25 protein-coding genes are annotated in these 26863 nt (G+C 60.4%); 11 read left to right on the top strand and 14 right to left on the bottom strand.

All coding sequences use genetic code 11. The features are described from left to right. Positions 1-207 precede the first annotated feature (207 nt). Positions 208-1038: an undecaprenyl-diphosphate phosphatase gene (locus tag QK296_RS21510; RefSeq protein ID WP_003191045.1), complete on the top strand. Its 831-nt coding sequence runs from the start codon at positions 208-210 to the stop codon at positions 1036-1038. Beyond that, positions 1035-1418 (top strand): DUF1294 domain-containing protein, encoded by a 384-nt coding sequence (locus QK296_RS21505; protein WP_003191046.1) that lies wholly within the window; start codon positions 1035-1037, stop codon positions 1416-1418. Before QK296_RS21510 ends, QK296_RS21505 begins: the two co-directional genes overlap by 4 nt. Here QK296_RS21505 and QK296_RS21500 read toward each other — a convergent pair. Continuing rightward, the gene (locus QK296_RS21500) at positions 1407-1763 is read right to left on the bottom strand and encodes an MmcQ/YjbR family DNA-binding protein (RefSeq protein WP_181125270.1); all 357 of its coding nucleotides are present in this window, start codon (positions 1761-1763) and stop codon (positions 1407-1409) included. The genes QK296_RS21505 and QK296_RS21500 overlap by 12 nt on opposite strands. Further along, a complete protein-coding gene (locus QK296_RS21495) occupies positions 1760-2668 on the bottom strand; it encodes a LysR substrate-binding domain-containing protein (RefSeq protein ID WP_003191049.1) in 909 nt (302 codons plus the stop codon). The genes QK296_RS21500 and QK296_RS21495 overlap by 4 nt, the downstream gene beginning before the upstream one ends. A gap of 125 nt (positions 2669-2793) precedes the next feature. On the opposite strand from QK296_RS21495, the gene QK296_RS21490 reads away from it, so the two are divergent. Both QK296_RS21490 and QK296_RS21485 read left to right on the top strand, forming a co-directional pair. Further along, the gene (locus tag QK296_RS21490; protein ID WP_282391290.1) at positions 2794-3405 is read left to right on the top strand and encodes an FMN-dependent NADH-azoreductase; all 612 of its coding nucleotides are present in this window, start codon (positions 2794-2796) and stop codon (positions 3403-3405) included. Positions 3406-3595: 190 nt separating this feature from the next. Then, positions 3596-4633 carry a dienelactone hydrolase gene (locus tag QK296_RS21485; RefSeq protein ID WP_044273645.1) on the top strand — a complete coding sequence of 346 codons (1038 nt, stop codon included), beginning with the start codon at positions 3596-3598 and terminating at the stop codon, positions 4631-4633. On the opposite strand, the gene QK296_RS21480 is transcribed toward QK296_RS21485, so the two are convergent. The 3 genes from QK296_RS21480 to QK296_RS21470 all read right to left on the bottom strand — a co-directional run bounded on the left by QK296_RS21480 (position 4627) and on the right by QK296_RS21470 (position 9039). Next, the gene (locus QK296_RS21480) at positions 4627-5799 is read right to left on the bottom strand and encodes an MFS transporter (RefSeq protein ID WP_282391289.1); all 1173 of its coding nucleotides are present in this window, start codon (positions 5797-5799) and stop codon (positions 4627-4629) included. The genes QK296_RS21485 and QK296_RS21480 overlap by 7 nt on opposite strands. Positions 5800-6071: 272 nt before the next feature. Then, positions 6072-7658 (bottom strand): ABC-F family ATPase, encoded by a 1587-nt coding sequence (locus QK296_RS21475; protein ID WP_003191057.1) that lies wholly within the window; start codon positions 7656-7658, stop codon positions 6072-6074. Positions 7659-7800: 142 nt separating this feature from the next. After that, positions 7801-9039, bottom strand: coding sequence for an MFS transporter (locus tag QK296_RS21470; protein ID WP_003191061.1), 1239 nt, complete (start codon positions 9037-9039; stop codon positions 7801-7803). 154 nt (positions 9040-9193) lie between these two features. Here QK296_RS21470 and QK296_RS21465 point away from each other — a divergent pair, with 154 nt between their 5' ends. Beyond that, positions 9194-10006, top strand: coding sequence for a class I SAM-dependent methyltransferase (locus QK296_RS21465; RefSeq protein WP_003191062.1), 813 nt, complete (start codon positions 9194-9196; stop codon positions 10004-10006). A 318-nt stretch (positions 10007-10324) separates the two neighbouring features. Here QK296_RS21465 and QK296_RS21460 read toward each other — a convergent pair whose 3' ends face one another. Further along, entirely contained in the window at positions 10325-10711 is a 387-nt protein-coding gene (locus QK296_RS21460; protein ID WP_120247994.1) for a TIGR03067 domain-containing protein, read from the bottom strand. A 340-nt stretch (positions 10712-11051) separates the two neighbouring features. Here QK296_RS21460 and QK296_RS21455 point away from each other — a divergent pair, with 340 nt between their 5' ends. Next, complete coding sequence (locus QK296_RS21455) at positions 11052-12377, top strand: Wzz/FepE/Etk N-terminal domain-containing protein (protein WP_003191065.1); 1326 nt, start codon at positions 11052-11054, stop codon at positions 12375-12377. A gap of 253 nt (positions 12378-12630) precedes the next feature. Further along, complete coding sequence (lpxO, locus tag QK296_RS21450) at positions 12631-13530, top strand: lipid A hydroxylase LpxO (RefSeq protein WP_282391288.1); 900 nt, start codon at positions 12631-12633, stop codon at positions 13528-13530. Positions 13531-13548: 18 nt separating this feature from the next. Here the strand turns inward: lpxO and ligD are convergent, their stop codons facing one another. Next, positions 13549-16059 (bottom strand): DNA ligase D, encoded by a 2511-nt coding sequence (ligD, locus tag QK296_RS21445; protein WP_034135551.1) that lies wholly within the window; start codon positions 16057-16059, stop codon positions 13549-13551. 24 nt (positions 16060-16083) lie between these two features. After that, complete coding sequence (locus tag QK296_RS21440; protein ID WP_003191069.1) at positions 16084-16923, bottom strand: Ku protein; 840 nt, start codon at positions 16921-16923, stop codon at positions 16084-16086. 185 nt (positions 16924-17108) lie between these two features. Between QK296_RS21440 and QK296_RS21435 the strand changes: the two genes are divergently transcribed. After that, on the top strand, positions 17109-17420 hold the full coding sequence (locus QK296_RS21435) for a hypothetical protein (RefSeq protein ID WP_282391287.1): 312 nt from the start codon (positions 17109-17111) through the stop codon (positions 17418-17420). Between the two features lie 12 nt (positions 17421-17432). Beyond that, positions 17433-18590: a PQQ-dependent sugar dehydrogenase gene (locus tag QK296_RS21430; protein ID WP_034135553.1), complete on the top strand. Its 1158-nt coding sequence runs from the start codon at positions 17433-17435 to the stop codon at positions 18588-18590. A gap of 176 nt (positions 18591-18766) precedes the next feature. Here QK296_RS21430 and QK296_RS21425 read toward each other — a convergent pair whose 3' ends face one another. Together QK296_RS21425 and QK296_RS21420 are read right to left on the bottom strand one after the other, a co-directional pair. Beyond that, on the bottom strand, positions 18767-19246 hold the full coding sequence (locus QK296_RS21425) for a nuclear transport factor 2 family protein (protein ID WP_032891998.1): 480 nt from the start codon (positions 19244-19246) through the stop codon (positions 18767-18769). Positions 19247-19300: 54 nt separating this feature from the next. Then, the gene (locus tag QK296_RS21420) at positions 19301-19864 is read right to left on the bottom strand and encodes a TetR/AcrR family transcriptional regulator (RefSeq protein ID WP_282391286.1); all 564 of its coding nucleotides are present in this window, start codon (positions 19862-19864) and stop codon (positions 19301-19303) included. Between the two features lie 125 nt (positions 19865-19989). On the opposite strand from QK296_RS21420, the gene pssA reads away from it, so the two are divergent. Continuing rightward, on the top strand, positions 19990-21333 hold the full coding sequence (pssA, locus tag QK296_RS21415) for a CDP-diacylglycerol--serine O-phosphatidyltransferase (protein ID WP_003191076.1): 1344 nt from the start codon (positions 19990-19992) through the stop codon (positions 21331-21333). A 71-nt stretch (positions 21334-21404) separates the two neighbouring features. On the opposite strand, the gene efeO (QK296_RS21410) is transcribed toward pssA, so the two are convergent. From efeO (QK296_RS21410) to efeU, 4 genes are read right to left on the bottom strand one after another with little or no spacing between them, the layout of a single operon-like run. Beyond that, entirely contained in the window at positions 21405-22220 is an 816-nt protein-coding gene (efeO, locus tag QK296_RS21410) for an iron uptake system protein EfeO (protein ID WP_003191077.1), read from the bottom strand. 25 nt (positions 22221-22245) lie between these two features. Then, positions 22246-23550 (bottom strand): iron uptake transporter deferrochelatase/peroxidase subunit, encoded by a 1305-nt coding sequence (efeB, locus tag QK296_RS21405; RefSeq protein ID WP_282391285.1) that lies wholly within the window; start codon positions 23548-23550, stop codon positions 22246-22248. Positions 23551-23564: 14 nt separating this feature from the next. Continuing rightward, positions 23565-24767 carry an iron uptake system protein EfeO gene (gene efeO, locus QK296_RS21400; protein ID WP_282391284.1) on the bottom strand — a complete coding sequence of 401 codons (1203 nt, stop codon included), beginning with the start codon at positions 24765-24767 and terminating at the stop codon, positions 23565-23567. A gap of 10 nt (positions 24768-24777) precedes the next feature. Further along, positions 24778-25623 carry an iron uptake transporter permease EfeU gene (gene efeU / locus QK296_RS21395; protein ID WP_003191080.1) on the bottom strand — a complete coding sequence of 282 codons (846 nt, stop codon included), beginning with the start codon at positions 25621-25623 and terminating at the stop codon, positions 24778-24780. A 168-nt stretch (positions 25624-25791) separates the two neighbouring features. On the opposite strand from efeU, the gene QK296_RS21390 reads away from it, so the two are divergent. After that, the gene (locus QK296_RS21390; protein WP_094775326.1) at positions 25792-26814 is read left to right on the top strand and encodes an AraC family transcriptional regulator; all 1023 of its coding nucleotides are present in this window, start codon (positions 25792-25794) and stop codon (positions 26812-26814) included. Positions 26815-26863: the final 49 nt, after the last annotated feature.

Below are 26863 nucleotides of genomic sequence, written 5' to 3'. Positions count from 1 at the left end.
CTTTATAATTGTGGTGCTGCTTCGAGATTTCCGGCGTGTCTGATAGGCTTTCGGCCCGGAATCGAAAAACCTGAGTACTGCCTGATTTTTCACGGAATTTTTGCAGACCGGCGTTGAGAATCAACCGCGGGCGCTTGTGTGCGCTCGTCGTCAGTGAACTTAAAAAAGACTAAGAGGCATGCCCCGTGCATGACCTTTGGAGACAGCATGGATTTTTGGACCGCCATACAGGCATTGATTCTCGGCATCGTAGAGGGGCTTACGGAGTTCTTGCCGATCTCCAGCACCGGCCACCAGATCATCGTCGCCGACCTGATCAACTTTGGTGGCGAGCGTTTCGAAGCCTTCAACATCATTATCCAGCTGGGCGCGATCCTGGCGGTGGTCTGGGAGTTTCGACGCAAGATCTTTGACGTGGTTATCGGCCTGCCGACCCAGCCCAAAGCCCGGCGCTTTACCGTCAACCTGATCATCGCCGTATTGCCCGCGGTGGTACTCGGGGTGATCTTCGCCGATCTGATCAAGCACTACCTGTTCAACCCTATCACCGTGGCCACAGCGCTGGTGGTGGGCGGCGTGATCATGTTGTGGGCTGAACGCCGCCAGCATGCGGTGCGGGCTGAGAGCGTCGATGACATCACCTGGAAAGACGCCCTGAAAGTCGGCCTGGCCCAGTGCCTGGCCATGATCCCCGGCACCTCGCGTTCCGGTGCGACGATCATCGGCGGCCTGTTGTTCGGCCTGTCACGCAAGACGGCCACCGAGTTCTCGTTCTTCCTGGCGATGCCGACCATGGTCGGTGCGGCGGTGTACTCGGGCTATAAGTACCGGGACCTGTTCCAGCCCGCGGACTTGCCGGTGTTCGCCATTGGCTTTGTCACCTCGTTCATCTTCGCCATGATCGCGGTCAAGGCCCTGCTCAAGTTCATCGCCAGCCACAGCTACGCGGCGTTTGCCTGGTACCGGATTGCGTTCGGCCTGGTGATCCTGGCGACCTGGCAGTTCGGCTGGATCGACTGGACTGCGGTCAAGCCATGAGCATCCAGCATCCACGCCTGAAGGCGCTGCTCTTTGTGCTGCTGTGTGCCGCGCCGCTGCTGGGCTCGGCCTTGCTGTGGTATCGCGGCGAAACGGTCATCCCGTTGATGGCCTACGGTGTGGTCAGCGTGGTGGCGTTCTTCCTGTACTGGAGCGATAAGCGCAAGGCCCAGACCGAAGGCTGGCGCACCCCGGAAAACATCCTGCACGCGGTGGAGCTGGCGGGCGGTTGGCCGGGGGCGTTGATCGCCCAGCAGGTGTTCAGGCACAAGACGCGCAAGGTGTCTTACCAGGTGCTGTTCTGGGTGATTGTGCTGTTGCACCAGGTGTTCTGGCTGGACCAGTTGTTCTTGGGCGGCACCTTGTTGTCAATCCTCTAGCCGCAAGCCAATCTGCGTGCGCTTGGGCAGCTTGCTGACCACCAACTGGTGGGAGCGCTGCAACAAGCCGCGCAGTTCCTCAGCGCCCAAAGGGTAGGGCGTGTTCATGATGACCCACTGTGCCCTCGCCAGGTAAGGCGCCGGGTGAATGCCCGGCCGGTCGACGTGGCCCAGGAACAGTTCTTTGTCGACCTTGAAGGCCAGCGACTCCCCGCGCAGGTTCTGCAAGGCGAACATCTTGTTGCCAGCAATCGAAAACACCCGCACGCCGCCCCACTTATAGTCTTCCCGTGCGCCTGGCAGGCTCAGGCAGAAACGTGTGACTTGTTCTTCCGTCATGCTCATAACAGCCGATCTCCACAGCCTTTGAAGCCTTCTTCCAGATAGTCGATCCAGGCCCGGATGGCCGGCAGCACGCCGCGCCGGTGCGGGTACACCGCCTGCAGCCAGCCGCCCGGCAATGACCATTGCGGCAGCAGTTGCACCAGCCGGCCGCTGGCCAGTTCTTCTTCGCAGTACATCATCGGCAGTATCGTAAAGCCCACGCCCATGATGGCGCTGGCCTTGCGCACGATAAAGTCCTCGATGCCCAGGCGCGCTTCCATCACCAGTTCATGGGTATTGCCCTGGGGATCGATGATGCGTTGATGCACCATTCGGTCGGCCTCAAGTGCGCCGAGTATGGGCAACTGTTTGAGGTCTTCCAGGGTTTCGACCTGCCGATCACGCATGAACGCGGGGCTGGCCACCAGCACGGTGTGCGCCTGGCGCAGGCGCTTGGTGACCAGCAACGGGTCTTCATCGCCTTGTTCGCGAACGCGCAGTGCCACATCAATGCCTTCGGCCACCAGGTCGACGCGGCGGTTCACCAGGGTCATGTCCAACTGCACCAGCGGGTGAGCGGCCAGAAAACCTGCCACCAACTCCGGCAGGATGTGTTGGGCCAGGCCCACCGGGCAACTGACCCGCAGCCGCCCACGCGGCTCGCTGGACATACTGGCCACGGCCTCGTCAGCCATTTCCGCTTCCAGCAGCATGGCCTGGCAGTGGCGCAAGTAGCGCTCACCCACGGCGGTGAGGGTCAGTTGCCGGGTGGTGCGTTGCAGCAGGCGTGCGCCCAGGCGGTCTTCCAGCTCGGCAATGCGCCGTGACAACCTGGATTTTGGAATCCCGAGCAGCCGGCCAGCCGCAGCAAAACCGCCGGCTTCGACGACTTTAGCGAAATAGTAGAGGTCGTTGAGGTCTTGCATGGTGGGCCTATTGTCCTGTCAGTGGGACAAACTATCGCATTTCAGATGGCTTATCGACCATTGGTTTCATGCGTAGCATCACCACCATCTGATCGCCACTGTCGATCCCACCTCGGAGATCCATCATGAAACTCTTGCACATCGATTCCAGCATCCTCGGCGACAACTCTGCCTCCCGTCAGCTCAGCGCCGGTGTGGTCAAGGCGTGGCAGGCCGCTCAGCCGGGCGTGGAAGTGACTTACCGCGACCTCGCCAGCGAAGGCATCAACCATTTCTCCGGCGCTACCCTGGGCGCCTTGGGCACTGCCGCTGAACTGCGCGATGCGACGCAAAAGCACGAGGCTGAACTGAGTGCATCGTCGCTGGCTGAGTTTCTCGCCGCCGATGCTGTGGTGGTGGGTGCGCCGATGTACAACTTCACCATCCCAACCCAATTGAAAGCCTGGATCGACCGCATCGCGGTGGCCGGCCAGACGTTCCGCTACTCCGAAGCCGGCCCTGAAGGCCTGTGCGGCAACAAGAAGGTCATTATTGTCTCCACCGCCGGCGGCCTGCATGCCGACCAAGCTTCGGGCGCTGCCCATGAAGGCTACTTGAAGCTGCTGTTCGGTTTCCTCGGCATCACCGACATCGAGATCGTCCGCGCCGAAGGCCTGGCCTACGGTGATGAAGTGCGCAGCAAAGCCATGAGCGACGCCAACGTGCGCATCAACGAGCAACTGTTCGCCGCTGCGTAAGGCTTATGTAAATTTGCCCTGTCCTCGGTTTCATTCTGAAACCGAGCGCCTAAACTCTGTATTCTGATCGCCCGAGCGCGAGCGGAGTACGGAGTTTTTTCGTTGTGGCCCAGGTTATGCAGACATCCATTCGATACCCTGGACTTTTTATCGACAGGCCGGTTTTTGTGCAGCAAAGGTGGACATCCCTATGATGCGTCTTTGTGCTGTTTTGGTTCTTTCCCTGATTGGCGGCCTGGTTTCAGTGCACGCCGCGCCTGCACCGCACCCCCATTGGAGCGTGGGGTTTCATCGCATGAGTTTTCTCGACCCGCTGGATGCGCAGCCGATGAAAGCCATCGCGTTCTACCCCTCCACCGATGCCGAGCGCTCCACCGCGCTGGGCGCCTACCATGTGGCGGCCAGCGAAGATGCCAAGGTGGCGATCGGGCGATTCCCGATGCTGATGTTGTCCCACGGCAATACCGGCACGCCGCTGGCCCTGCATGACCTGGCCACCGCCTTGGCGCGCAAGGGGTTTGTGGTGGTGGCGGTGCTGCATCCCGGTGACAACTACAAGGACCACAGCCGCCTGGGCACCGTGAGCAATTTGTACGGTCGGCCGATCCAGATTTCCCAGGCGATCACCGCCGCCTTGGCCGAGCCGATGCTGTCGCCCTTTGTGGATATTGATCAGATCGGCGTCATCGGCTATTCAGCCGGTGGCGAGACGGCATTGATCCTGGCCGGCGCCAAGCCTGATTTCGAACGTCTGCGCCGCTACTGCCAAGAGCGCCCCGAAGACCGCGACGCGTGCACCACCAAGGGCGAGCTGGTGGTCGACCGCGACGATTTGCAACCCCAGGCCGATCCGCGCATCCATGCCTTGATGCTGATGGCGCCGCTGAGCTTGATGTTTGGCCGCCACACCCTGGCGGACGTGCATGTGCCGGTGCTGCTCTACAGTGGCGATGGCGACCAGTTGGTGGCCGTGGACAAGAACGCCGCCGCCCTGGCGCGCAAGTTGCCGCAGCCCCCGGATTTCAAACTGTTGGCCGGGGCCGGGCACTTCGTGTTCATGGCCCCGTGTGACAGCGATCAACTGGCGAGCATGCCCGCCATTTGCACGGATGCCGATGGGGTTGATCGAGAAGGCATCCACCGCGATCTGGTCTCCGAGGCCGGGCGTTTTTTCAGCCATACCCTGGGCGAGGCCACCCGCGCCGGCTTGCAGACCGCTGATCAGTAGGCGCGACGCCTGAGCAATACGGTCAGGCCGAGCGCGCTGACCGACAGCAACGCCGCGCAGAAGAAGATCCAGCCATAGCCGAGGTTCAGCGCCACGGCGCCCATCAACGGCCCGGCAATCGCCAGGGCCAGGTCAAAAAATACCGCATAGGCACTCAGCCCGGCGCCGCGGCTGCTGTCCGGCACTTGCTTGATGGCTTCCACGCCGAGCGCCGGGTAAACCAGTGACAAGCCAAAGCCGGTCAACCCTGCGCCGATCAAGGCCACGCCGGTAGACGGCGCCAGCCACAACAGCGTCAGGCCCAGGGTTTCGATGAGCATGCAGGCGATGGCGGCGGTGAATCCACCAAACCGGCTGATGGCCGAAATAAACACCAGGCGCGACAGGATAAAACACACGCCAAATACCGTCAGGCAATATGCCGCACCGGTCCAGCCACGATTGAGGTAATACAGGGTGATGAAGGTCGTCAACGTGCCGTAGCCTATCGAGGCCAGGCACAGGCTGGTGCCAAACGGCGCGATACGCCCGAACACCGCCCAGAATGGCAGCCGCTCGCCACGTACCACTGGCACCGACGGTTTATTGCGGATCAGCACCAGGCCCAACGCCGCCAACACCGCCAGGGCAATACCCAGGCTGGTGTAGCCGTAGTCAGCCACCATCACCACGCCTAACGGCGCACCAATGGCAATGGCGCCATAGGAGGCGATGCCATTCCAGGAGATCGAGCGTGCGGTGTGCTCGGCGCCCACTGCGCCCATGCACCAACTGATGGTCCCCACGCCAATCAGGCCCTGGGCCACACCCAGCAACAGGCGACCGGTGATCAGAATGCCCAGGCTCAAGCTCGGCAGGCTGTCCAGCAGCGTGGCGATAAAGGTCAGTCCACCGCTGATCAGAATGCCGGCCAGGCCCAGCACGATCGCGCGCTTGGTACCGACGTTATCCGACATCCGCCCAGCCATCGGGCGGCTGAGCAGCGTGGCCAGGTACTGCGAGCCGATTGTCACCCCGGCCACCACGGCGCTGAAGCCCAGTTGCTCATGCACATAGCCTGGAATCACCGCAATCGGCAGGCCGATGCAGATGAAGGCAATGAAGGTATAGAAGACGATGGAAACGATCTGCAGGGTGATCGACAGGGAGGAGGGGGCGGCAGGCATGAATACTCAATCGCTGGCGGGCGGTAAAGCATCATGGCATATCCCGCCTCCCTGTAGGAGCGAGGGACGCCTACCGTCGATCCCTGTGGGAGCGGGCTTGCCCGCGAAGGCGGTGTGTCAGTCAGTGAATCAGAACTGAACCACCGCTTTCGCAGGCAAGCCAGCTCCCACACTGGTTATGCATGGCCCACAGAATCAGCGCCCGGCACAGTGCTGATGCAAAAAAGCCCCGTCACAGGGGCAGGGCTTTTGCTTGCAGCTAAGTGCTGCTCTTAGAACACCACACCCTGGCTGCGCAGGTAGTCGTCATAGGTGCCGCTGAAGTCGATCACGCCGCTAGGGCTCAACTCGATAATGCGGGTGGCCAGGGACGATACGAACTCACGGTCGTGGCTGACGAAGATCAGCGTGCCCGGATAGTTCTCCAGCGCCAGGTTCAATGCTTCGATGGATTCCATGTCCAAGTGGTTGGTCGGTTCGTCCATGATCAGCACGTTGGGCTTTTGCAGGATCAGCTTGCCGAACAGCATGCGCCCTTGTTCACCACCGGAGATTACTTTGACCGACTTCTGGATCTCGTCGTTGGAGAACAACATACGGCCCAGGGTGCCACGAATCATTTGCTCGCCTTGGGTCCATTGGCCCATCCAGTCGAACAGGCTCACGTCGTCTTCGAAGTCGTGGGCGTGGTCCTGGGCGTAGTAGCCCAGCTCGGCGGCGTCGGTCCACTTGATGCTGCCGGCGTCCGGGGTCAGCTCGTTGACCAGGGTGCGCAGCAGGGTGGTTTTGCCGATACCGTTCGGGCCGATGATCGCCACGCGCTCGCCCGCTTCAACCTGGAAGCTGAAGTCCTTGAACAGCGGCTTGCCGTCAAAACCTTTGGCCATCTTTTCGACCATGACCGCCTGGCGGTGCAGCTTTTTGTTCTGCTCGAAACGGATGAACGGGCTCACACGGCTCGATGGCTTGACCTCGGCCAGCTGGATCTTGTCGATCGCCTTGGCACGGGAGGTGGCCTGTTTGGCTTTGGAGGCGTTGGCCGAGAAGCGGCTGACGAAGGATTGCAGTTCGGAGATCTGCGCTTTCTTCTTGGCGTTGTCCGACAGCAGTTGCTCGCGGGACTGGGTCGCCACGGTCATGTACTCGTCGTAGTTGCCCGGGAACAGGCGCAGCTCGCCGTAATCCAGGTCAGCCATGTGGGTGCACACGCTGTTCAGGAAGTGACGGTCGTGAGAGATGATGATCATCAGGCTGGAGCGCTGGGTCAGGATGTTTTCCAGCCAGCGGATGGTGTTGATGTCCAAGTGGTTGGTCGGTTCGTCGAGCAACAGCACTTCAGGATCCGAGAACAGCGCCTGGGCCAGCAATACGCGCAGCTTCCAGCCTGGGGACACTTCGCTCATCGGGCCGAAATGCTGTTCCAGGGGAATACCCAGGCCCAGCAGCAGCTCACCGGCGCGGGATTCGGCGGTGTAGCCGTCCATTTCGGCGAACTCGGTTTCCAGCTCGGCCACGGCCATGCCGTCTTCTTCACTCATTTCCGGCAGCGAGTAGATACGGTCGCGCTCGGCCTTGACCTTCCACAGCTCTTCGTGGCCCATGATCACGGTGTCGAGCACGGTGAATTCTTCATAGGCGAACTGGTCCTGGCGCAGTTTACCCAGGCGCACGTTCGGCTCGAGCATGACCTGGCCGCCGGACGGGTCGAGGTCGCCACCGAGGATTTTCATGAAGGTCGACTTGCCGCAACCGTTGGCACCGATCAAACCATAGCGGTTGCCGGCGCCGAACTTGACCGAGACGTTCTCGAAGAGCGGCTTGGCGCCGAACTGCATGGTGATGTTAGCTGTGGAGATCAATTACTTTACCTATCAATGGGTTGCGAGCGTGACGGCAGGTGCCTTCAGGCATGCGTCAACAGCGACATCAAGGCGCGAAACCCGGTCGCTGAACACAAAATTTTGGATGTGTGTTGGAATTTGGCGCGCATTGTCGCATATGTCAGGCGACAGTTGTATGGCGAGCGAAGGATGGTTTTGCCAAGGTCTCCGGCATGGCCAGCCACAACAGCATCAAGGCAACGGCTGCAACCGCCGCCAACGTCAGGAACGCCGCGTTGTAGCCAGCCTGCTGCACCACGAAACCGGCCAGGCTGCTACTGAGCGCCGCGCCGAGGCCAAATACGGTGGAGAGGGCGCCCAGGCTGACGTTGAAGCGCCCGGTGCCTTGGGTCAGGTCCTTGACGATCACCGGGAACAGGGCGCCGAAAATGCCGGCGCCGATACCGTCGAGCATCTGCACGGCCACCAGCCAGTAGGGGTCGCTGGACAAGGTATAGAGCACGCCACGCAGCGGCAGTATCAGGAAACCTACAAGCAACAGCGGCTTGCGCCCCCAGATATCGGCTTTGAGCCCGACCAGCCAGGCCATTGGCACCATCACCAACTGTGCGGCGACAATGCAGGCTGAAGTCAGCGGGGTGGCCATCTGCAGATTGATCTGCGCCAGTTTCTGGCTGACCAGCGGCAGCATTGCGGCATTGGCCAGGTGAAACAGCGCGCAGCAGATGGCGAACAGTAGCAGCGGTTGGTTGGCCAGCAATGCTTTCAGGCCCGAGGGCTGTTCATGGTCGGTGTGATGGGCTGGATCGAAACCACGGGCGACCTCATGGTCAATCGCCCTGGCCGGCACGCAACTGACCGCAATGACACTGGCGACGGCCATGAACGCCATCAGGTAGAACACCACCACCGGCCCGAACAGGTAGGCCAGCCCGCCGGCCAGCAACGCGGCCACGGCATTGCCGGCGTGGTTGAAGGTCTCGTTGCGCCCGGTACGCCGGGTAAAGGCGCGCGGCCCAGTGATCCCCAGCGAAATGGCGGAAATTGCCGGGGCAAATACCGAGGCGGCTACAGCACTGGCGGCCTGGGTCAACGCCACCCAACCAAATGAACTGACAAAGGGCAGCATCAGGCAACTGCCCGTCACCAACAGCGCGGCAAGGGCTACCACCGCACGTTTGCTGCGAGTGCGGTCGATCAGCGCACCTGCGGGGCCTTGGGTCAACAAGGCAGCGATGCCGGCCAGGGTCATGACCACGCCAATGCTGGCCGGCTCCCATTGATGCACGGCCAGCAGGTAGATCGCCAGGTACGGTCCGAGACCGTCGCGCACATCGGCGAGAAAGAAGTTCAGGCTGTCCAGGGATAAAGCGATGCGCAGGTCTGAATGACGGGCCACGATGCGACCTTCAAGAGCGGCGTTCAGGGGCTGAACGCGCGTTGGGTTAGTGACCTGTGGGCTGAGTGATAAGTTTCGCGGTCGGGGAGGCTTTTCTCCTGCGTGCATTTAACTTACTTTCCAAAGCCCACTGTAATGAGTTTCTGGAGAAGCAATGGACATGCCCTCAGCGCAAGAGGCGATCGCCAGCAACAAAAATGCCTGGGATGAATCTGCCGGGTTGCACAAAGATACTCCGACCTGGACGGCACTGCTGGCCTCGGTCGCCGAGCCTGATTTTTCCTGCCTTGACCCGACCATCACCACCTTGCTGCAAGAGGTGGGTGTAATGGGCAAGGATGTGGTGCAATTGTGTTGCAACAACGGACGCGAAAGCCTATCGCTGTATGGCTTGGGCGCCCGTTCGGTGGTGGGGGTTGATCAATCCCGGGCGTTTCTTGAACAGGCACGGGAATTGGCCGAGGTCTCGCCGCATAGCCCTGAGTTCATTGAGACCGATATCCACCATTTGCCCGAGCGTTTGCAGGCACGCTTCGATATTGCCCTGGTGACCATTGGCGTGCTGGGTTGGATGCCGGATGTGGCGCTGTTCATGCGCCAGGTTGCCAGTGTGCTGAAGCCCGGCGGCACGCTGGTCATGTACGAAACCCATCCCTTTCTCGAGGTGTTTGACCCCTGTGGGGCCAACCCGATGCTGCCTGCCAGTTCTTACTTTCAGCGTGAACCCGTTGTGCTGCAGGAGGCAATTGTCTATGAAGGGAAGGATGAGCGGCCCGGGCCGACCTCCTATTGGTACGTACATACCCTGGGCAGCGTGGTCAGCGGAGCTATCGCAGCGCAGTTGCGGATCGCTCATTTGCAGGAGTACCCGCATTGCAACCGGGAAGAACTTTACGAACAGTATGAGCATCAGGTCGCGCAAATGCCCCTGTGCTTTACCCTGACAGCGATCAAGCGTGATGGCTGATCAAGGTTTGCGCAGGCAAAAAAAGGCCCGCGAGGAGAGGGCGGGCCAAGTGATTCACTGGAGTAGGTAGGCTTCACCCTATAGGTGGAAAAGTGAAGGCCTTGTGAAAATGCCGTGATCAAATCGGATAATCACGTCTTATGTGTCCACCTGTGGCGAGGGAGCTTGCTCCCGTAACGGCCTGCCAGCCACCGCCTATCTGCCTGACGCCCCTCGTTCCAACATGTGGGAGCGGGCTTGCCTGCGATAGCGGTGTATCAGTGACAGATTAGTTGACTGACCCACCGCTATCGCAGGCAAGCCAGCTCCCACATTTGATCAAGAGCGCCGTACGAAGGTGCGCATGGTTTGCCCCGGGCCGGTGCTGAACACGGTGGGCCTAGGCATGCCTTCATCCGCTGCGATAAATACGAAATCATCGCCGTCGAGCCGGTAACTGGCGGGGAGCTGCTTGCCTGCGTCATCACCTATGTCGTCCGTCCAGGTAATGCTTTTGGGCGTGGTACTGGCGTCCAGTACGAAGCGTCCTGCCAATAATACTTCGCCACCGACCGTGGTCACTTCGAAGCGATCCCCTGCAATTGTCGTTATCGCTCCCGGCGCGCTGTGGGCATCCACGGGGTTGAGCACGCCACTGTCTTCAAGGGCGGTTTGTTCCCAAGTGCCTTGCAGTGCGTGAAAGTCCGAGGCTGAAAGCGGTGACATGCAAACTCCTTATTGCTGTTCAAAAAAATGTTCAATTGTAGTGAGGCTGACACTGTTCCACCTGCAGGCGAAATTTTTTTCTTTATAAGACAGGTATTTGACAGCTTTTTCATGTTGTATTGACTACGCTTGCAACCAGATCAGTCTGACATGGCTGTGTCATTTGGCTTACTCACCGAAATGAAACCGAAATAATCCCTAAGTTTGTGGGATATTTCAGGGGACTGAGTGGTCACATCGCCATTGGTCTGCCGTATCCAGGGCGTTGTCCCTGATTTTTGAAGTCTTTTAGACTTCTGAGAATGATGGCCTTTTAGTATTATTTTAAGGTGTTCTTATTTTGAATCGTACTTCCCCGCTTCCACCTTCCGCAGCGTCTGATGAAATTGATTTATTTGAATTGTTTCACGCCATCTGGCGACAAAAAAAGCTGGTGGTCGGGTGTACGCTTCTGGCCGGGGTATTAGGCGCAGGTTATGCCTTTCTGGCACCCAAGACCTATGAAGTCAGCAGTGTGTTGCGGCCTGCTGCAATCAACGAGCTAGACGCCTTGAACCGTTCGGAAGTGTATAAGTTGCCGCCTGCCGATGCGTTGCTCAAAGTAGGTGCACAGCTGGACTCTTATGATGCGCGCCTGGGGTTCTTCAAGGACCATGAGGAGTTGTTCAAGGCGTTCAAGAAACCGGGGCAAACCCTTGAGCAGAGCTTTGAGGCGTTCAACCGCAATTCGGTCAATCTGATTTTGCCCGATCCGAAGAAATCCGATTCGTTGAGCAGCTATATTCGTCTGGAGCTGCAATACCCGACCGACGTCGACGGTGTTGCGATTCTCAACGGTTTTGTGGACTACGCCATTGCCGCCGAGCGTCAGCAGGTGGGTGCTGACCTGAAGGTGATCGTCAATAACCGCTTGAGCGAGCTCAAGGGCAAGATCGACGCCGCCCGCGCCAACTACGATACCGATAAAGAATCGAAAATCGCCAAGCTGCTGGAAGCCGACCGGCTCAAGCGTGCCCAACTGCAGGACGAGCTCAGCGCTTTGCGCTTGCAGATGAAGATGGAGCGCACCAACCGCCTGGCCGAATTGGCCGAAGCGATCAGCATTGCCAAGTCCATGGGCATTCGTACGCCGACAACGCCGTCCTCTATGGCCGACTCCACCCGCACGGGTTCGAGCCAGGTCATGCGTACCGAGGTGAACAACCAGAAGATCCCGCTGTATTTCATGGGGACCGAGGCGTTGGAAGCCGAGCGCGCTGCATTGCAGCAGCGTACCAGTGATGACTTTACCAACCCGCGCATTGCCGAGATCGGCAAAGAGCTGCAACTGCTGGAAAGCAACCGCGAGGTTGAGGTGCTGCGCAAGCGTGGCAATGAAGACATCTTCTTGCAGGACGTCGAGCCGCTTCGCGCTGAAGTCGCCAGGTTGCGTGGTTTGAACATCGACATGAGCAACCTCAAGCTGGTGACGATTGACCGTCGAGCCCAGGAGCCTCTGTCGCCGATCAAGCCGAAAAAACCGCTGGTCATCGCGCTGAGCCTGGTCGGCGGGCTGTTGCTGGGCCTGATGATTGCGCTGATCCGCTACTTCGTTCGCAGCCGCACTCAGGCCGTCCCTTATACGGCATTAGGCGATCGCCGCGAGGATAAAGACACACCGCTGTAACCCTTCAAACAGGCAGGCTCACGGGCCTGCCTGCGCCTACCCCCAGCACACTCAGTAGACAGCTTTTCACAATTCTTAGTTAACCTTTGGTTACAAAGTGTGGCTAAATAACTGCCAATGGACGCACGCAGGCGATTATCCGCCGGGCGTGTCGCCTGTATGTGAATTGTGATTTCAGGTGCTGCTTATCCATCCTCGGCCGTTGTGGGCCCGCAGGAGCAGCCTGTTCTCTCCCTGACGTGTGACGAATCCCTTGAAACTCATCATTGTTGCTCTCTACGTTGCTTCCATTGCGTATGTACACCTGCGTGGTCGGGTGCGACACAAGCTGGGTCGCCAGCTTAGTGATCACTCGACGTTCCTGGCGCCGATCAACTGTTTCCTGTACCTGTTCTCCAAGCAGCCCAGCCGTCCCTACCTCTCGCCCAGCGACTTTCCAGACCTGAGCCCATTGCAGGAGCACTGGGAAGAGATCCGCGAAGAAGGCCAGAATCTGATGCGGGCGGGTGAGATCAAACGCTCGGAGCAATACAACGACGTAGGGTTCAACTCGTTTTTCAAGACCGGCTGGAAGCGTTTCTACCTCAAGTGGTACGGCGACAGTCACCCCTCGGCGATGAAGCTGTGCCCACGCACCACCGAGTTGGTGCAAAGCATCGGCTCGATCAAGGCCGCGATGTTCGCCGAACTGCCACCGGGCTCCAAGCTGGTGCGTCACCGCGACCCGTATGCTGGCTCGTACCGCTATCACCTGGGGCTGGATACGCCTAACGATCCAGGCTGTTACATCAATGTGGACGGCGAAAGCTATTACTGGCGCGACGGCGAGCCGGTGATGTTCGACGAGACCTACATTCACTACGCGGAAAACGCCACCCAACAGAACCGCATCATTCTGTTCTGTGATATCGAACGGCCGATGAAGTACCGCTGGGCGGCTGCGTTCAACCGCTGGTTCAGCCGCAATGTGATGGCGGCCGCGGGTTCGCCCAACGATGCGGGCGACAAGACCGGCGGTCTCAACCGTGCCTTTACCCGTCTGTATAAGATTCGCCTGCGTGGCAAAGAGCTCAAGAAGCGCAATCGCACGCGCTACTACCTGGAAAAGTGGGCGATCTTTGCCGGTCTGGCGCTGATCTTCATTCTTATCTGACCTGGCTCAGGGCGCGGATCACCCAGGGGGTTGCGCGCCCAACTTGTCCCACATCTTTTTGCTGATCTTCTGCCGATTGGCATACCCCGCCCACGGGTCGTCCTTCAAGGCCTGCAACCGCTGGTGCAGGTTCGCCACCGTCCACTGCTGGGCGCCGCGCAACCCTTTCAACTCGTCTCGACTCACCGGCACCGACACGGGTAGGCCCGGGCGTGCCCGCACTGAGTACGCCGCCACGGTACTGGCGCCACGGGCGTTGCGCAGGTAGTCGATAAAGATCTTGCCCACGCGGTTCTTGGGGCCGCTGGTGGCGGTAAAGCGTTCGGGCAGTTGCCGGGTCATGAATTGGGCAATGGCTTTGGCAAATGCCTTGACGGTGTCCCAGCCATCGCGCCGCGCCAACGGCACGATCAGGTGCAAGCCTTTGCCGCCGCTGGTCTTGACGAAAGCCTGCAAGCCCAGCTCATCCAGCACTGACAGGGTCAGTTGGGCCGCTTCCAGCATGGCTTTCCAGGGCAGGGCCGGGTCCGGGTCGAGATCGAGGACGAACAGGTCAGGCGTCTCAATCTTGTCCGTGGTGGCGCCCCACGTGTGAAATTCGACCGTACCCATTTGCACGGCACCCACCAGGGCGTCCACGCTATCTACCTCCATCAGGCGCGCATGGCCTGGGTCCAGCGCCGGGTCCAATTGCTTGATGTGGGGGATGGTCATGCGCTCAGAGTGCTTCTGGAAGAACTGCTCACCTTCAATGCCTTCTGGCGCCCGCAGCAATGACACGGCGCGCCCGCGCAGAAAGGGCAGGATCCATTCGCTGATATCGGTGTAGAACTGCGCCAGTTGCTGTTTTTGCGTGCCGCTGTGCTTGTCGATAATGCGCTCGGGGTGGGTGATTTTCACGTTCTTCACCGTTGCCTGGGCTTTACCGGCTTTCGATGCCTCGGGTGCCTTGACGGACTTGGCCGCGCGCGGCTGTTCATGAATGATCTGCGAGGCTGGCTTGTCGGTGCGCAGGCCCACAAACGCGGCCTGGCGCACCACGCCTTCACGGGTCCACTCGGCAAATTGCACTTCGCCTACCAGGCTCGGCTCAACCCAGTGCACGCCTCGGGCCTGGGCACTGGTCAACGGCTTTTGCAGTGGCGAGTCCTTGCGCTCAAGCGCGGTGAGCTTGGCATAGATACTTTTCAGCGCCGCCTGATCAAATCCCGTGCCTACGCGCCCGGCATACACCAGGCCTGCCTCATCGTTGACCGCCAGCAGCAGCGCCCCAAAGCCGCTGCGCGAACCTTGGGGGCGGGTATAGCCCACAATCACGAATTCCTGGCGCAGGCGGCATTTGAGCTTGATCCAGTTGTCACTGCGCCGCGACACGTATGGGCTGCCGGCACGCTTGCCGATCACCCCTTCCAGGGCCAGGTCACAGGCGCTTTCGAAAATATCGCGCTGGCTGGCGGCAAAGGCTTCGGAGAAGCGCAGCAGTTTGCTTCGGCTGCCGGACAGCGCGGATTTAAGCGCAGCACGACGCTCTTCGACCGGGTCTTCGCGTTGGTCGCGACCGTTCAAAAACGGGGCATCGAACAGGTAATAGACGATGTCCAGGCTGCGGCCGATATCGAATGCGTTTTGCAGCGCCTGGAAATCCGGCAGCCCGTCGCCATTGAGGCTGACCACTTCGCCATCTAGCCAACTGTCCTTGAGCTTGAGGGCTTGCAAGGCTTTGCACTGACGCGGCAGGCGCTCGGTCCAGTCGTGGCCGTTGCGGGTGAACAGGCGCACTTCGCCGTCGCGAATGCGCGCCATGATGCGGTAGCCGTCGAACTTGATCTCGTAGCGCCAGTCACCTTCGGGGGCGCGGTCGACCAAGGTTGCCAGTTGAGGGGCAAACTCGTCAGGCAGGGCAGCGTTGCGCTTGGGCGCTTTGGATTTTGGCGCGGCCTTGGGTTTGGCCTTGGCTTTTTGCTTGCCCACGACCGCATCGCTGAGCACGCTGGCGGGCTTGGCCTCGACAATATCGAACTCAGAGGCCGGGCGCGCCTGCTGATCGTTTTCCTTGATCAACAGCCATTGCTCTTTGTCGCCACTGCCCTTGAGCCGGGTGCGTACCAGCGCCCAGTCACCGGAGAGTTTTTCACCGACCAAGGTGAATTTGAGTTTGCCCGCCGCGTAGGCCTTGCGCGGGTCATCGTGGGGTTGCCAGATGCCTCGATCCCACACGATCACATCCCCCGCACCGTATTGGCCGGCGGGAATGCTGCCCTCGAAACTGCCATAGCTCAGCGGGTGGTCTTCAACATGCACGGCCAAGCGCTTCTGGCTCGGGTCCAGGCTCGGGCCCTTGGGCACCGCCCAGCTCAACAGCACGCCATCAAGTTCCAGGCGAAAGTCGTAATGCAGGTTGCGCGCATCATGCTTTTGGATCACAAAGCTTAAGGCCGAGGCTTTACGTTTGCTGGATGAGCTGCCGGCGGGTTCGGCGGTGATCTTGAAATCACGCTTGCGGTTGTACTCGCTCAGGGGCTTTGCCATGTTGTTCTCCCGTCAATGGCAGGCTCAAGAGGCCTTGTTATTGGACTTTTTCGCGGTGCTCTTTTTCGCCGCAGGTTTACCCGCCAGGCTGCGTTTGAGCAGTTCGGTCAGGTCGATGACATCCGCAGATTTGCGCTCTTCGCCGCCTTCGGCGGTTTCCACGTCTTCGATCTTGCCGGCCTTGGCCTTTTTCGCTACCAGCGCCCGGATCTTGTCCTGGAAGCTGTCACGGTATTCATCGGGCTGCCAGTCGGCGCTCATGTCTTCCACCAGGCGCTTGGCCATGTCCAATTCACCTTTGGCCAGGGTCGGTTTTGTCACATCGCTGCCCAGTTCCAATTCGTCCAGGCTGCGCACTTCGGCGGGCCAGCGCAGCATGACCAGCACCAGGGCCGACTCCAGTGGCATCAACGCAGCCAGGTGTTGCTTGGTGTGCAGCACCACGTTGGCCAGCGCGACCTTGCCGGTTTTTTTCAGCGCTTCGCGCAGCAGTGCATAGACCTTGCCGCCGCGTTTATCCGGGGCGAGAAAGTAGGGCGTGTCGATGTTTTGCAGGGGGATCTGGTCGCTGGCGACGAAGGCGATGATTTCGATGGTCTGGGTGGACTTGGGGTGGGCCGAGCGAATCTCGTCTTCGCTGAGCACCACATAGCGCCCTTTTTCAAAGGCCACGCCCTTGACGATATTTTCCTTGGTGACTTCCTTGCCGGTGGTTTTGTTGATGCGCTTGTAGCCCACCGGGTCCATGCTGCGCTTGTCCAGCCAGTCAAAGTCGACGCCTTGTGAAGAGGTCGCCGAGACCAGCGATACCGGGATGTGAACCAAGCCAAAACTGATGGCGCCTTTCCAGATTGCCCGTGGCATAGGTGTGATTCCTCAACGAAGAGCCTGTGTGCTGGTGACTCGCAGCGCAGGGCAAAAGTTTCGGCGGATAGATGCTCGGACAGATCGTGTTACACCTGATGAGAAACTATTTAGTGTCACCACCCGAACCCACGGCGTAGCGTGTTATCGAAAGCACGTAGTACCTGGCATAGAGAGGTTTGGCCATGAACCCTTGTGTACGTCATCTTGCAGCATTGGCGCTGGGCCTGGCCGTTGGGCCATGGGTCCAGGCGCAAAACCTGCCGGGCCGCAGCAGCGACCACGGCCCGATTCACCGGGCCAACCCCAACAGCATGCAGGGCACCCAGCCCAATGCACCTGCGGTTCCCAGCATTCAGCCTGTCCCGGCCAACCCGCGGCCGACCCTGGAAAACGGCGGCATCGGCAACCGCTACCCCAAGCAGGAGGCGGCCCCCAGCCGCCCGGCCACCGCACCCAAAGCGCCCACCTATGATGCCAACGGCAATCGCCGCTGAGGATTTCGCCTTATGTTTGTACGTAAAACCCTGATGGCCGCCCTGTGCGCCACCGCGTTACTGCCGTTGAGCGCGGTGTATGCCGCCGATAGCCAACAGTTCCCCAGCGAGCAAGGCAGCATCACCGCAACACCGATCGCCAAGGGTCTGGACCATCCGTGGGCGCTGGCGTTTTTGCCCGACCAGCAAGGTTTTCTGGTGACCGAACGGCCTGGAAACCTGCGGTTTGTCAGCCCGGACGGCAAGCTCTCTGCGCCCTTGAAGGGCGTGCCGCAGGTGTGGGCCAAAGGGCAGGGCGGGTTGCTGGATGTGGTGCTGTCGCCAGACTTCAAGCAGGACCGCCTGGTGTACCTGTCGTACGCCGAAGGCGGTGGTGAGGGCGGTAAGGCCGGCACTGCCGTAGGGCGTGGGCGCCTGGCGGCTGACTTGAGCGGCTTGGAGGACTTCAAGGTGATTCTGCGCCAGGAGCCCAAGCTATCTACGGGCAATCACTTCGGTTCGCGCCTGGCCTTTGACCGTGACGGCTACCTGTTCGTGACCCTGGGTGAGAACAACGACCGCCCCACGGCCCAGGACTTGGACAAGCTGCAAGGTAAAGTGGTGCGCATCTACCCGGATGGGCGCGTGCCGGATGACAACCCCTTTGTCGGTCAGCCCGGCGTGCGTCCGGAGATCTGGTCCTATGGGCAGCGCAACCCGCAAGGGCTGGCCTTGAACCCCTGGAGCGGCACGATCTGGGAAAATGAACATGGGCCCCGTGGCGGTGATGAAGTCAATATCATCGAGCGCGGCAAGAACTACGGCTGGCCGTTGGCGACCCATGGCATCAACTATTCCCTGCTGCCGATTCCCGAAGCCAAGGGCAAAACGGCCGAGGGCACAGTGGCACCCCATCATGTGTGGGAGAAGTCGCCGGGCATCAGTGGCATGGCGTTCTATGACGGCGACCGGTTCAAGGCCTGGCAGCACAACCTGTTTATCGGTGCGCTGGTCAGCCAGGAGCTGATTCGCTTGCAGTTCGAGGGTGACAAGGTGGTTCACGAGGAACGCTTGTTGGGCGAATTGAAAGCGCGGATCCGCGATGTGCGGCAGGGGCCGGATGGCTTTCTGTATGTGCTGACGGATGAGGATGACGGTGTGTTGTATCGGGTGGGGCTGAATCAGGACTAAACGTGTGGGAGGGCGCTGTTAGCAGAGGTTGATCCAATTGATGCCCCGCGATCCAAGTGTGGGAGCTGGCTTGCCTGCGAAGGCGGTGTGTCAGGCGCTGAATCTGTTACTGCACCACCGCTTTCGCAGGCAAGCCAGCTCCCACATTGGATCTCACGCTGTCTGCAGAATCGGGGTTATAGCCCCAGCTCTGACAGGCCCGGATGCTCATCCGGGCGCCGCCCCAGCGGCCAATGGAATTTGCGCTCGCTTTCCTTGATCGGCATATCGTTGATGCAGGCAAAGCGGTTGGCCATCAAGCCGTTCTCATCGAATTCCCAGTTCTCATTGCCGTACGAGCGGAACCAGTTACCCGAATCATCGTGCCATTCATAGGCGTAGCGCACGGCGATGCGGTTATCGGTGAAGGCCCACAGTTCCTTGATCAGTCGATAATCCAGCTCCTTGGCCCATTTGCGGGTCAGGAACTGCTTGGCTTCTTCGCGGTTATGGGCAAATTCGGCGCGGTTACGCCAGTTCGTATCCAGGGTATAGGCCAGGGACACGCGCTGCGGGTCGCGGGAGTTCCAGCCGTCTTCGGCCAGACGGACTTTTTCGATGGCAGACGTGCGGGTAAACGGCGGCAGGGGCGGGCGGACTTCTTCTTGGGCTGACATGGGCGTCTCCTCAAAGCAATAAAGGTTGGGTCGAAAGTTGCCTGGGCTGTGGGTTCACAGTTGCAGTAAGGTTCGCGCCATGCATTGCGCATTATCGGCAGCTGTTGAATCACCCATGACCAGGGCAACGGTAATGGCGCCATCGATCAGGATCAGCAGTTGCGCGGCCTGCTGCTCCGGGTCGGGGGTGCCATGTGCTTGGCACAGTTCAAGTGCGTACTCGAACAGTTTGCGTTTATGGGCCTTGGCCAACAGGCGCACGGGGTCTTGGGCGTCACCGGTTTCACCGCTGGTGTTGATAAAGGCGCAGCCGCGAAAGTCTGCCGAGCCGAACCAGCCTTTGAGCGCGCTGAAAAGCTCCAGCAGGCGCTCGCCGCTGTCGTCGCGGCGTTCCACTTCGCTGCGCAGCCACTGCATCCAGCGTTCGTCGCGGCGTTGCAGGGCGGCCACCACCAACTCATCCTTGTTGGCGAAGTAGCGGTAGATACTTTTTCTCGACACACCGGCGGTTTTCACCAGTAAGTCCATGCCGGTGGCAGCGATGCCGTGGCGATAGATCAACTTCTCGGTGACGTCGAGGATAATGTCGCGGGTTTCATTCTGGGTTATATCGTTCATGTCGAGTACAGTAGAACGATCGTTCTTCATGGTCAACAGCGTTTTTTAAATTACCCACCGCGAGACCTGAGCAGCCTCATGGTGTAAGCTTTGGGCCTCTTCGGATTCGACCCATTGCGAGCCCTATGCCGTCGTTCTTCAAACGCTCCCTGTTGCCCAAGCTGCGCGGTTTTCCGTTGTCCAACGAGGCCATTGAGGTGCTGCCCAGCGCCGACGCCTATCGTCGCTGCCTGCTGGAGAAAATCGCCCAGGCCACGCGGCGTATCTACATCGTTGCGTTGTACTTGCAGCAGGACGAGGCGGGGCAGGAAATCTACGACGCACTACACGCCGCCAAGGCCGCACGGCCTGAACTGGAGATCGTGGTGATGGTGGATTGGCTGCGCGCCCAGCGCGGGTTGATCGGCGCGGGCAAGCAACCGGGCAACAGCGCCTGGTACCAGGCGATGACCCAGCGCCACGCTACCGAAGTGCCGGTGTACGGCGTGCCGGTGCAAACCCGCGAGCTGTTCGGCGTGTTGCATCTCAAGGGTTTCGTGATCGATGACAGCGTGCTGTACAGCGGCGCCAGCCTGAACAACGTGTACCTGCACAAGTTCGACAAATACCGCTTCGACCGTTACCACCTGATCCATAGCCAACCCTTGGCCGATTCGATGCAGCATCTGGTGGAGCACGGCCTGGTAGCGTCCAAGGCCGTGCATCGCCTGGACCTGCCGAACCCGCCCACCACCCGCAGCCTGCGCAACGATATCGGCGACCTGCGCAGCCGTCTCAAGCATGCGACCTACGACACCACAGCCGGGCAGTTGCCCAATGGCCATCTGTCGGTCAGCCCCTTGCTGGGCGTCGGCAAGAACAACCCGTTGAGCCGGGTGATCCTCGAACTGATCGCCAGCGCCCAGCAGCAACTGACCATCTGCACGCCGTATTTCAACCTGCCATTGCCGGTGACCCGTGAGATCAACCGCGCCCTGGCACGCGGCGTGAAGATCGACATCGTGGTGGGCGACAAGACTGCCAACGACTTCTACATTCCGCCCACCGAGCCTTTCAAGGTGATTGCGGCGTTGCCGTACTTGTACGAGATCAGCCTGCGGCGCTTTGCCAAGCGGCACCAGCCGATGATCAACAGCGGCCAGTTGAACCTGCACTTATGGCGCGACGGCGATAACACCTACCACCTCAAGGGCATGTGGGTGGATGAGCGCTACACCTTGCTCACCGGCAACAACCTCAACCCTCGGGCGTTTCGCCTCGACCTGGAAAACGGCTTGCTGATCGACGACCCTCAAGGCCAATGGCTGGAGCCGCGAAGCGCCGAGCTTGCGAATATTTTCCAGCACACCACGCGTATCCAGGGTTACCAGCAATTGCAGACACTGGTGGATTACCCGCCCGCTGTCGGCAAATTCCTGCGGCGTGTCAGCCGGGTGCGGATCGAGCGCTTGCTGTACCGCATTCTCTAGCCGAGCAACTTATCGGCAAAAAAACACCCGGGCCCTTGGACAGGGACTGGGTGTTTTTTTGTGCGCGGCCGTTAGTTCAAACCCAGCTTGCCGCGCAGGGTCGAGAGGTCTTCGGCCAGGGTATTGACCGGGCCGACCAAGGCCTTGCGGTCGTTGTCCTTGACCTTGTCATAGGTCTGGAAGCCGCCATCCTTGGTTTTATACTTGGCCAGGATCTTGTCGACGCTGGCAAAGTTTTTGTCGACCTTGGCCAGGAAGGCCTGGTCTTGCTGCCCGATCTGGCCACGAAACAGCTCGACGATTTTTTTCGCGCCGTCGATGTTGCCCTGGAAGTCGTACAGGTCGGTATGGCTGTAACGGTCTTCTTCACCGGAGATCTTGGTGGCCGCGACTTCTTCGAGCAACGCAGCAGCACCACCGACGACTTTCTCCGGCGGGAAAGTCAGGCCATCGACGCGGGTCTTGAGGTCATTCACATCGGCGTTGAGCTTGGCGGTCAGCGCTTGCAGGCCCTGGGTCGAGTTCTGCGAGAACAGCGCGTATTCAATGCGGTGAAAGCCGGTGAAGTCTTCGGCCGTCACGCCTTTTTCATGGTCGTCCACACGGGAGTCGATGGAGGCGTCGAGGTCGCTGAACAGCTCGGCGATCGGCTCAATGGACTCATAATGTACGCGAGTCGGCGCATAGAGCTTCTTGGCCGTGGCCAGGTCGCCCTTATTGATGGCGTCGGTGAACGCCTGGGTCTGGGTGACCAGTTCGCCGATTTCTTCGGTGACGTAGATCTTGTAATCCGACACCGGGCCCACCAGGTCCAACGGCGCAGTAGCGGCGAAGCTTGCCAGTGGCGAAAGGCTGAGTAACAACAACGCGATAGACGACTTCTTCATGGGAGACATTCCGCTCTGGTGTGTTTTAGGTCTTGGCAGGATTTTGAGAGTGCGTTGCCGCGAGCAGCGTGCGCCCGATGAAATCCTTAGGGCCGGTGACCCCGGGCAACGTGAAGAAATACCCGCCACCCACGGGCTTGAGGTACTCCTCCAGCGGCTCGCCGTTGAGTCGGGTTTGCACGCTGATAAAGCCTTTCTCCAGGTCAGCCTGGTAGCAGATGAACAACAAGCCCATGTCCAGTTGACCGTTTTTGTTGACGCCGTTGGAGTAGTTGAACGGCCGCCGCAGGATCAGGTTGGCCTGGGTCTGCGGGGTGCGCGGGTTGGCCAGGCGGATGTGGGCATCGAGCTTGGTCAACTTGCCTTCCGGGTCCTTGCTGTAGTCCGGGACCTGGGTTTCATGCTGGCCGTCCATGGGCGCGCCCGTGGGTTTGATACGGCCGATGATGCTTTCCTGTTCTTGCAGCGGGGTGCGATCCCAGCGCTCGACAAAGTTACGGATGATGCGCACGGCCTGGTAACTGCCATGGGCGGCCCAGGCCGGTTCGTCGCTGGTGGGCTGTACCCAGACGATTTGGTCCATGGCCTTGTCATCGTTGGAATTGGGGTTGGCCGAGCCATCGCGAAAGCCCAGGAAGTTGCGCGCACTCTGCGCCGGTTCGCCGGGCTTGGACGGTGCCTGGGGCGGCACGCTGCCTTCTTGCTTCCAGCGCACCAGCAGCAGGTCGGGCAGGTTTTTGACGATGTCACGCAGGGCGTGGATATTGGTGTCCGGCGTGTTGGAGCTGAACTGCAGGCTCAGGTCGCCATGGCACTGCGCGGGCTCCAGCGCATCGTTGGGGAAACCGACCATGCGACTCAGGCGCTTGGGTTTGGCCGCCGCGAGGCCGAAACGCTCATCGAACAACGACTCGCCGACCGACACGGTGATGGTCAGGTTATCCGGCGTGACCACCGGGCCGAGGATACCGGAATCGGTGGGCGGCAATTTCGGGTCGACCTGGGGCACGGTGCCGCCCGTCATCAGGAACGCGATGCGCTCATTCAGGGTGCGAAACAGGCGTTCCAGGTCTTCGCGGTCGCTGGCCAGTACATCGAACGCCACGACCATGCCGCAGGCCGGGCGCGGGGTGACGATGCCGCTTTGGTGCTTGCCGAAAAACGCCTGGTGGTCCTGGGTCTTGTCGCTGCGCGGGGCCGTGGTGACTTGCTCGGCCACTGCTGCCATCGCCGGGCAGGACAGGCTGCTGCCGGCAATCGCAGCGCCGGTGGCCGCCATGCCCAACAGGACGCGGCGACGTTGGAGGTCAAACTGTTCTGTATCACTCATGTATGCGGTCGTCTTCACTGCAGGCCGGAAAGGCCAAGGGCGGGGTCGATTCCATCGAGTGCAACGGCCAGTGCCTTGGCCTTGTCGGCGATCTGCTTGCGCTGATCGGCTGTAACCTTGTCGTAGGTTGGGTAGCGGTCATTCACCTTGAGCCCGTCGAGTTCGGTGTCGAAGGCGTTGAGCGCGCTGTCTATAGTGGGGAGCAGGTCGGCGGCGGACTTGTCCAGCAACGGGCGCATCAGGTCGACCACTTTGCGCGCTACCTGCAGATTGGCGGCAAAGCCGTTCAAATCGATGTGGCTGTAGCGTTCCTCTTCACCGCTCGCCGCACGCACGTCCGCCAGGCTATTGAGGACGCGCACCACAATGCTCACCAGTTGCTCCGGTGGCAGGGACTGGGCCAGTAACTGTTGCTTGAGCGTGGTGACGTCGGTAACCAGGCGCTGGGCGACCGGCGCCAGGCCATCGAGGCTGTGCTGCTGGAACAGGCTGTATTCGAGGCGGTGGAAGCCGCTGAAGGCGGGGTCCTGCTCGCGCTTTTCAAAGTAGTCGGCGCGGGCGTTGATCGCGTTATCCAATTCGGCCAGGCGTTGAGAGGCAGGCGCCAGGCGCTGATACGCCTCACGGGCCGGCACATACATGGCCTGCGCCTGGGCCAGATCACCGGCGGCGATGGCCTGTTGCAGCGCCGTTACGGCCTTGACCAGGGCACTGCCTTGGCCGCTCAGGTATACGCGAAACTCCGACAACGGGCCGATAAAGGCCACCATCGACGGCTTGGCCTTAGCCTGGGCGTCGGACTCTGCCGTGGGCGTGACATGCAAGGTGCCACGCGGGTTGCTCAACAGGCCACAGGTAATGGCGTAGTCGCCGGGCAACAGGTTGGCGTTGATCACCTGGCTCAGGCCTGGGGCAATATTTTCCCGTTCCTCGACCACCAGCACGCCGTCGAGGATTTCCCACTCCACCGCACGGTCGGAGCGGTTGATGATACGAAAGCTTGCGCGCCCGGCCGGCACGGTGAGGGCGTTGGGCTCGCAGGCGTGACTGTGAATCGTGACCGCGATTTCATTGTGGTTGGTCTGGCGCTTGGTCGCGGCCAATTGCGAGGCGTAGTAGAACAGGCCACCGGCGGCGATCATCACCACCACCGAGCCAGCCACGCCCCAGCGCAAGGCGCGGGACGGCGGGGCCGATTGAGGGGTTGGGTTGGACAAGAGACGGTCCTTACTGGCTGGAAACGGAAGAGGTGTTGGCAGCGGGCTGGCTAGGGGCCGAGGGCAGGAAGAACATCACCAGGGCCACCACCAGGTAAATCACATAGGCGCCCAGGGTGCTGACAGTCGGCGCCTCCTGGTAACCGAACATGCCGGCCAGTACCGAACCGAGCGGGCTGTCCATGGGCAATGCGGCACTGAAATCAAACAGCACGGTCTGCCAGTGATTCCAAACGCCGGCCTCATGCAGGGCCTGCACCGAGTTGGCGAGAATGCCGGCCGCCACCACCAGGATGAACAGGCCAGTCCAGCGGAAAAACGCGCCGAGGTTCAGGCGCATGCTGCCGGAATAGATCAGCAAACCCACGACAATGGCCAGGACCAGGCCGAGCAGGGCGCCAATCGGAGCGCCTGGACCCTCGCTCTGCTGGAACACGGCCAGCAAGAAGAACACCGTCTCCAGCCCTTCGCGGGCCACGGCGAAAAACACCATGGCAATCAGGGCGAACACCTGATGCCTGGAGCCGGCCAGCGCATGGTCGAGGGATTCATGCAGCGAGTGTTTAATCGAGCGCGCCACTTTGCGCATCCAGAACACCATGGAACTGAGGATGCCCACGGCCACCAACCCGACGACACCTTCAAACAATTCCTGCTGCTTTTGCGGGAATTCCGCACTGACCAATTCCAGGCCGCCGCCCACCAGCAGCGCCAGCGCTGCCGCAAGGAATACGCCGATCCAAACCGCAGGCATCCACTGGCCACGCCCGGTCTGTTGCAGGTAACTGGCGATGATGCCAACGATCAAGGCGGCTTCAATGCCTTCGCGCAGCATGATTAAAAAAGGAACGAGCATCGGGCACCCAGGCGCAACTAGTTAGGGAGCTAATTTGTAACATAATGATACTCATTGCTAAACAAGAAATATTGACCTTTGCTGAACGTGGGCTGAACAGTGGTGGCGAAGCGCAACCGCCCTTATGATGCAGGCCAACCACACCGCAGCCGGACAGCTCAACGCCCCATGTCGGAAAAAGACACCATCTCCATCCACCTCGTGCGCGAAGCGTTGTTGCACAGTTGCGCGCCGGGAGCCGCCACCGTTGAGGCATTGAGCAAAGTCGGGATTGCCCCGGCGTTGCTTGAGCAGCCCGACGCTCGCGTGGCGGCCACCGCCTATGCACGCCTGTGGCGTTTGCTGGCGCGGCGCAGGGACGATGAGTTCTTTGGCATGGACCCGCGCAAGCTCAAGTCCGGCAGCCTGGCGTTCCTGTGTCGCGCCGCCATGGCACAACCCAGCCTGGCGGCGGGCCTGGAAACCGGCTTGGGGTTTCTCTCACTGATGCTGGAGCACCTGCCAGCCCAGCTGGTGCGCCAACAGAGCCTGGCGGAGATCGTCCTGCTCGAACCTGAGCATGAACCCAAGCGTGCGTTTACCTACTTCACCTACTGGATGATCGTCCACGGCGTCGCCTGCTGGCTGGCGGGGCGGCGTATTCCGATCCTCGCCATTGAGCTGCGTTGCGCGCAGCCGGACTTCTGTGACGATTATCAGGTGATGTTCTCTGACAACCTGCGCTTTGATCGACCACGCACCCGCATGATCTTTTCCGCCGATTGCCTGGACCTGTCGATCAAGCGCAGCCCGCAGGAGCTCCAACGCTTCCTGGCCCATGCACCGGCTAACATTCTGGTCAAATATCGCGACCCCGAAAGCCTCGCCACGCGCATCAAGCACGACCTTCGGCAGATGCCCCCCGACACCTGGCCGGAAACCGAGGCTCTTGCCGCCAGGTTGTGTATTTCTGCGTCCACACTACGCCGCCGCCTGGCGGAAGAAGGGCAGACCTATCAGGGCCTCAAGGACAGCGTGCGCAAGGAGTTGGCGATTGTATGGCTGGCTGAACCGCAGATCAGTTTTGCCGAAATTGCCACGCGGCTGGGGTTTGCCGATGCGAGTTCGTTCTACAAGGCGTTTCGTAAGTGGGTGGGATCGAATCCGGGGCATTATCGGAGTTTGATTTTGAGCGAGACGAGTCGCCTCTAACTTCCACCCTGCGGGATTAGGATGTTTCTCACTTGATCGTTCCCACGCT

Origin of the sequence: Pseudomonas sp. AL10 (genome assembly GCF_029960685.1) — a bacterium.
In the GTDB taxonomy this organism is placed as follows: Bacteria; Pseudomonadota; Gammaproteobacteria; order Pseudomonadales; family Pseudomonadaceae; genus Aquipseudomonas; species Aquipseudomonas lactis.
Note: the sequence above shows the minus strand (reverse complement) of the source record. Positions and strands in the feature narration are given on the sequence as shown.

Coding starts and splice junctions, on each gene's coding strand:
- efeO (WP_003191077.1), bottom strand. CDS start 22,220: ATGAAGAAGTCGTCTATCGCGTTGTTGTTACTCAGCCTTTCGCCACTG.
- QK296_RS21420 (WP_282391286.1), bottom strand. CDS start 19,864: ATGAACGATATAACCCAGAATGAAACCCGCGACATTATCCTCGACGTC.
- QK296_RS21500 (WP_181125270.1), bottom strand. CDS start 1,763: ATGAGCATGACGGAAGAACAAGTCACACGTTTCTGCCTGAGCCTGCCA.
- QK296_RS21425 (WP_032891998.1), bottom strand. CDS start 19,246: ATGTCAGCCCAAGAAGAAGTCCGCCCGCCCCTGCCGCCGTTTACCCGC.
- QK296_RS21440 (WP_003191069.1), bottom strand. CDS start 16,923: ATGCCACGGGCAATCTGGAAAGGCGCCATCAGTTTTGGCTTGGTTCAC.
- QK296_RS21465 (WP_003191062.1), top strand. CDS start 9,194: ATGGACATGCCCTCAGCGCAAGAGGCGATCGCCAGCAACAAAAATGCC.
- QK296_RS21495 (WP_003191049.1), bottom strand. CDS start 2,668: ATGCAAGACCTCAACGACCTCTACTATTTCGCTAAAGTCGTCGAAGCC.
- QK296_RS21480 (WP_282391289.1), bottom strand. CDS start 5,799: ATGCCTGCCGCCCCCTCCTCCCTGTCGATCACCCTGCAGATCGTTTCC.
- QK296_RS21485 (WP_044273645.1), top strand. CDS start 3,596: ATGATGCGTCTTTGTGCTGTTTTGGTTCTTTCCCTGATTGGCGGCCTG.
- QK296_RS21510 (WP_003191045.1), top strand. CDS start 208: ATGGATTTTTGGACCGCCATACAGGCATTGATTCTCGGCATCGTAGAG.
- QK296_RS21460 (WP_120247994.1), bottom strand. CDS start 10,711: ATGTCACCGCTTTCAGCCTCGGACTTTCACGCACTGCAAGGCACTTGG.
- QK296_RS21430 (WP_034135553.1), top strand. CDS start 17,433: ATGTTTGTACGTAAAACCCTGATGGCCGCCCTGTGCGCCACCGCGTTA.
- pssA (WP_003191076.1), top strand. CDS start 19,990: ATGCCGTCGTTCTTCAAACGCTCCCTGTTGCCCAAGCTGCGCGGTTTT.
- QK296_RS21505 (WP_003191046.1), top strand. CDS start 1,035: ATGAGCATCCAGCATCCACGCCTGAAGGCGCTGCTCTTTGTGCTGCTG.
- QK296_RS21390 (WP_094775326.1), top strand. CDS start 25,792: ATGTCGGAAAAAGACACCATCTCCATCCACCTCGTGCGCGAAGCGTTG.
- QK296_RS21490 (WP_282391290.1), top strand. CDS start 2,794: ATGAAACTCTTGCACATCGATTCCAGCATCCTCGGCGACAACTCTGCC.
- efeU (WP_003191080.1), bottom strand. CDS start 25,623: ATGCTCGTTCCTTTTTTAATCATGCTGCGCGAAGGCATTGAAGCCGCC.
- QK296_RS21435 (WP_282391287.1), top strand. CDS start 17,109: ATGAACCCTTGTGTACGTCATCTTGCAGCATTGGCGCTGGGCCTGGCC.
- ligD (WP_034135551.1), bottom strand. CDS start 16,059: ATGGCAAAGCCCCTGAGCGAGTACAACCGCAAGCGTGATTTCAAGATC.
- efeB (WP_282391285.1), bottom strand. CDS start 23,550: ATGAGTGATACAGAACAGTTTGACCTCCAACGTCGCCGCGTCCTGTTG.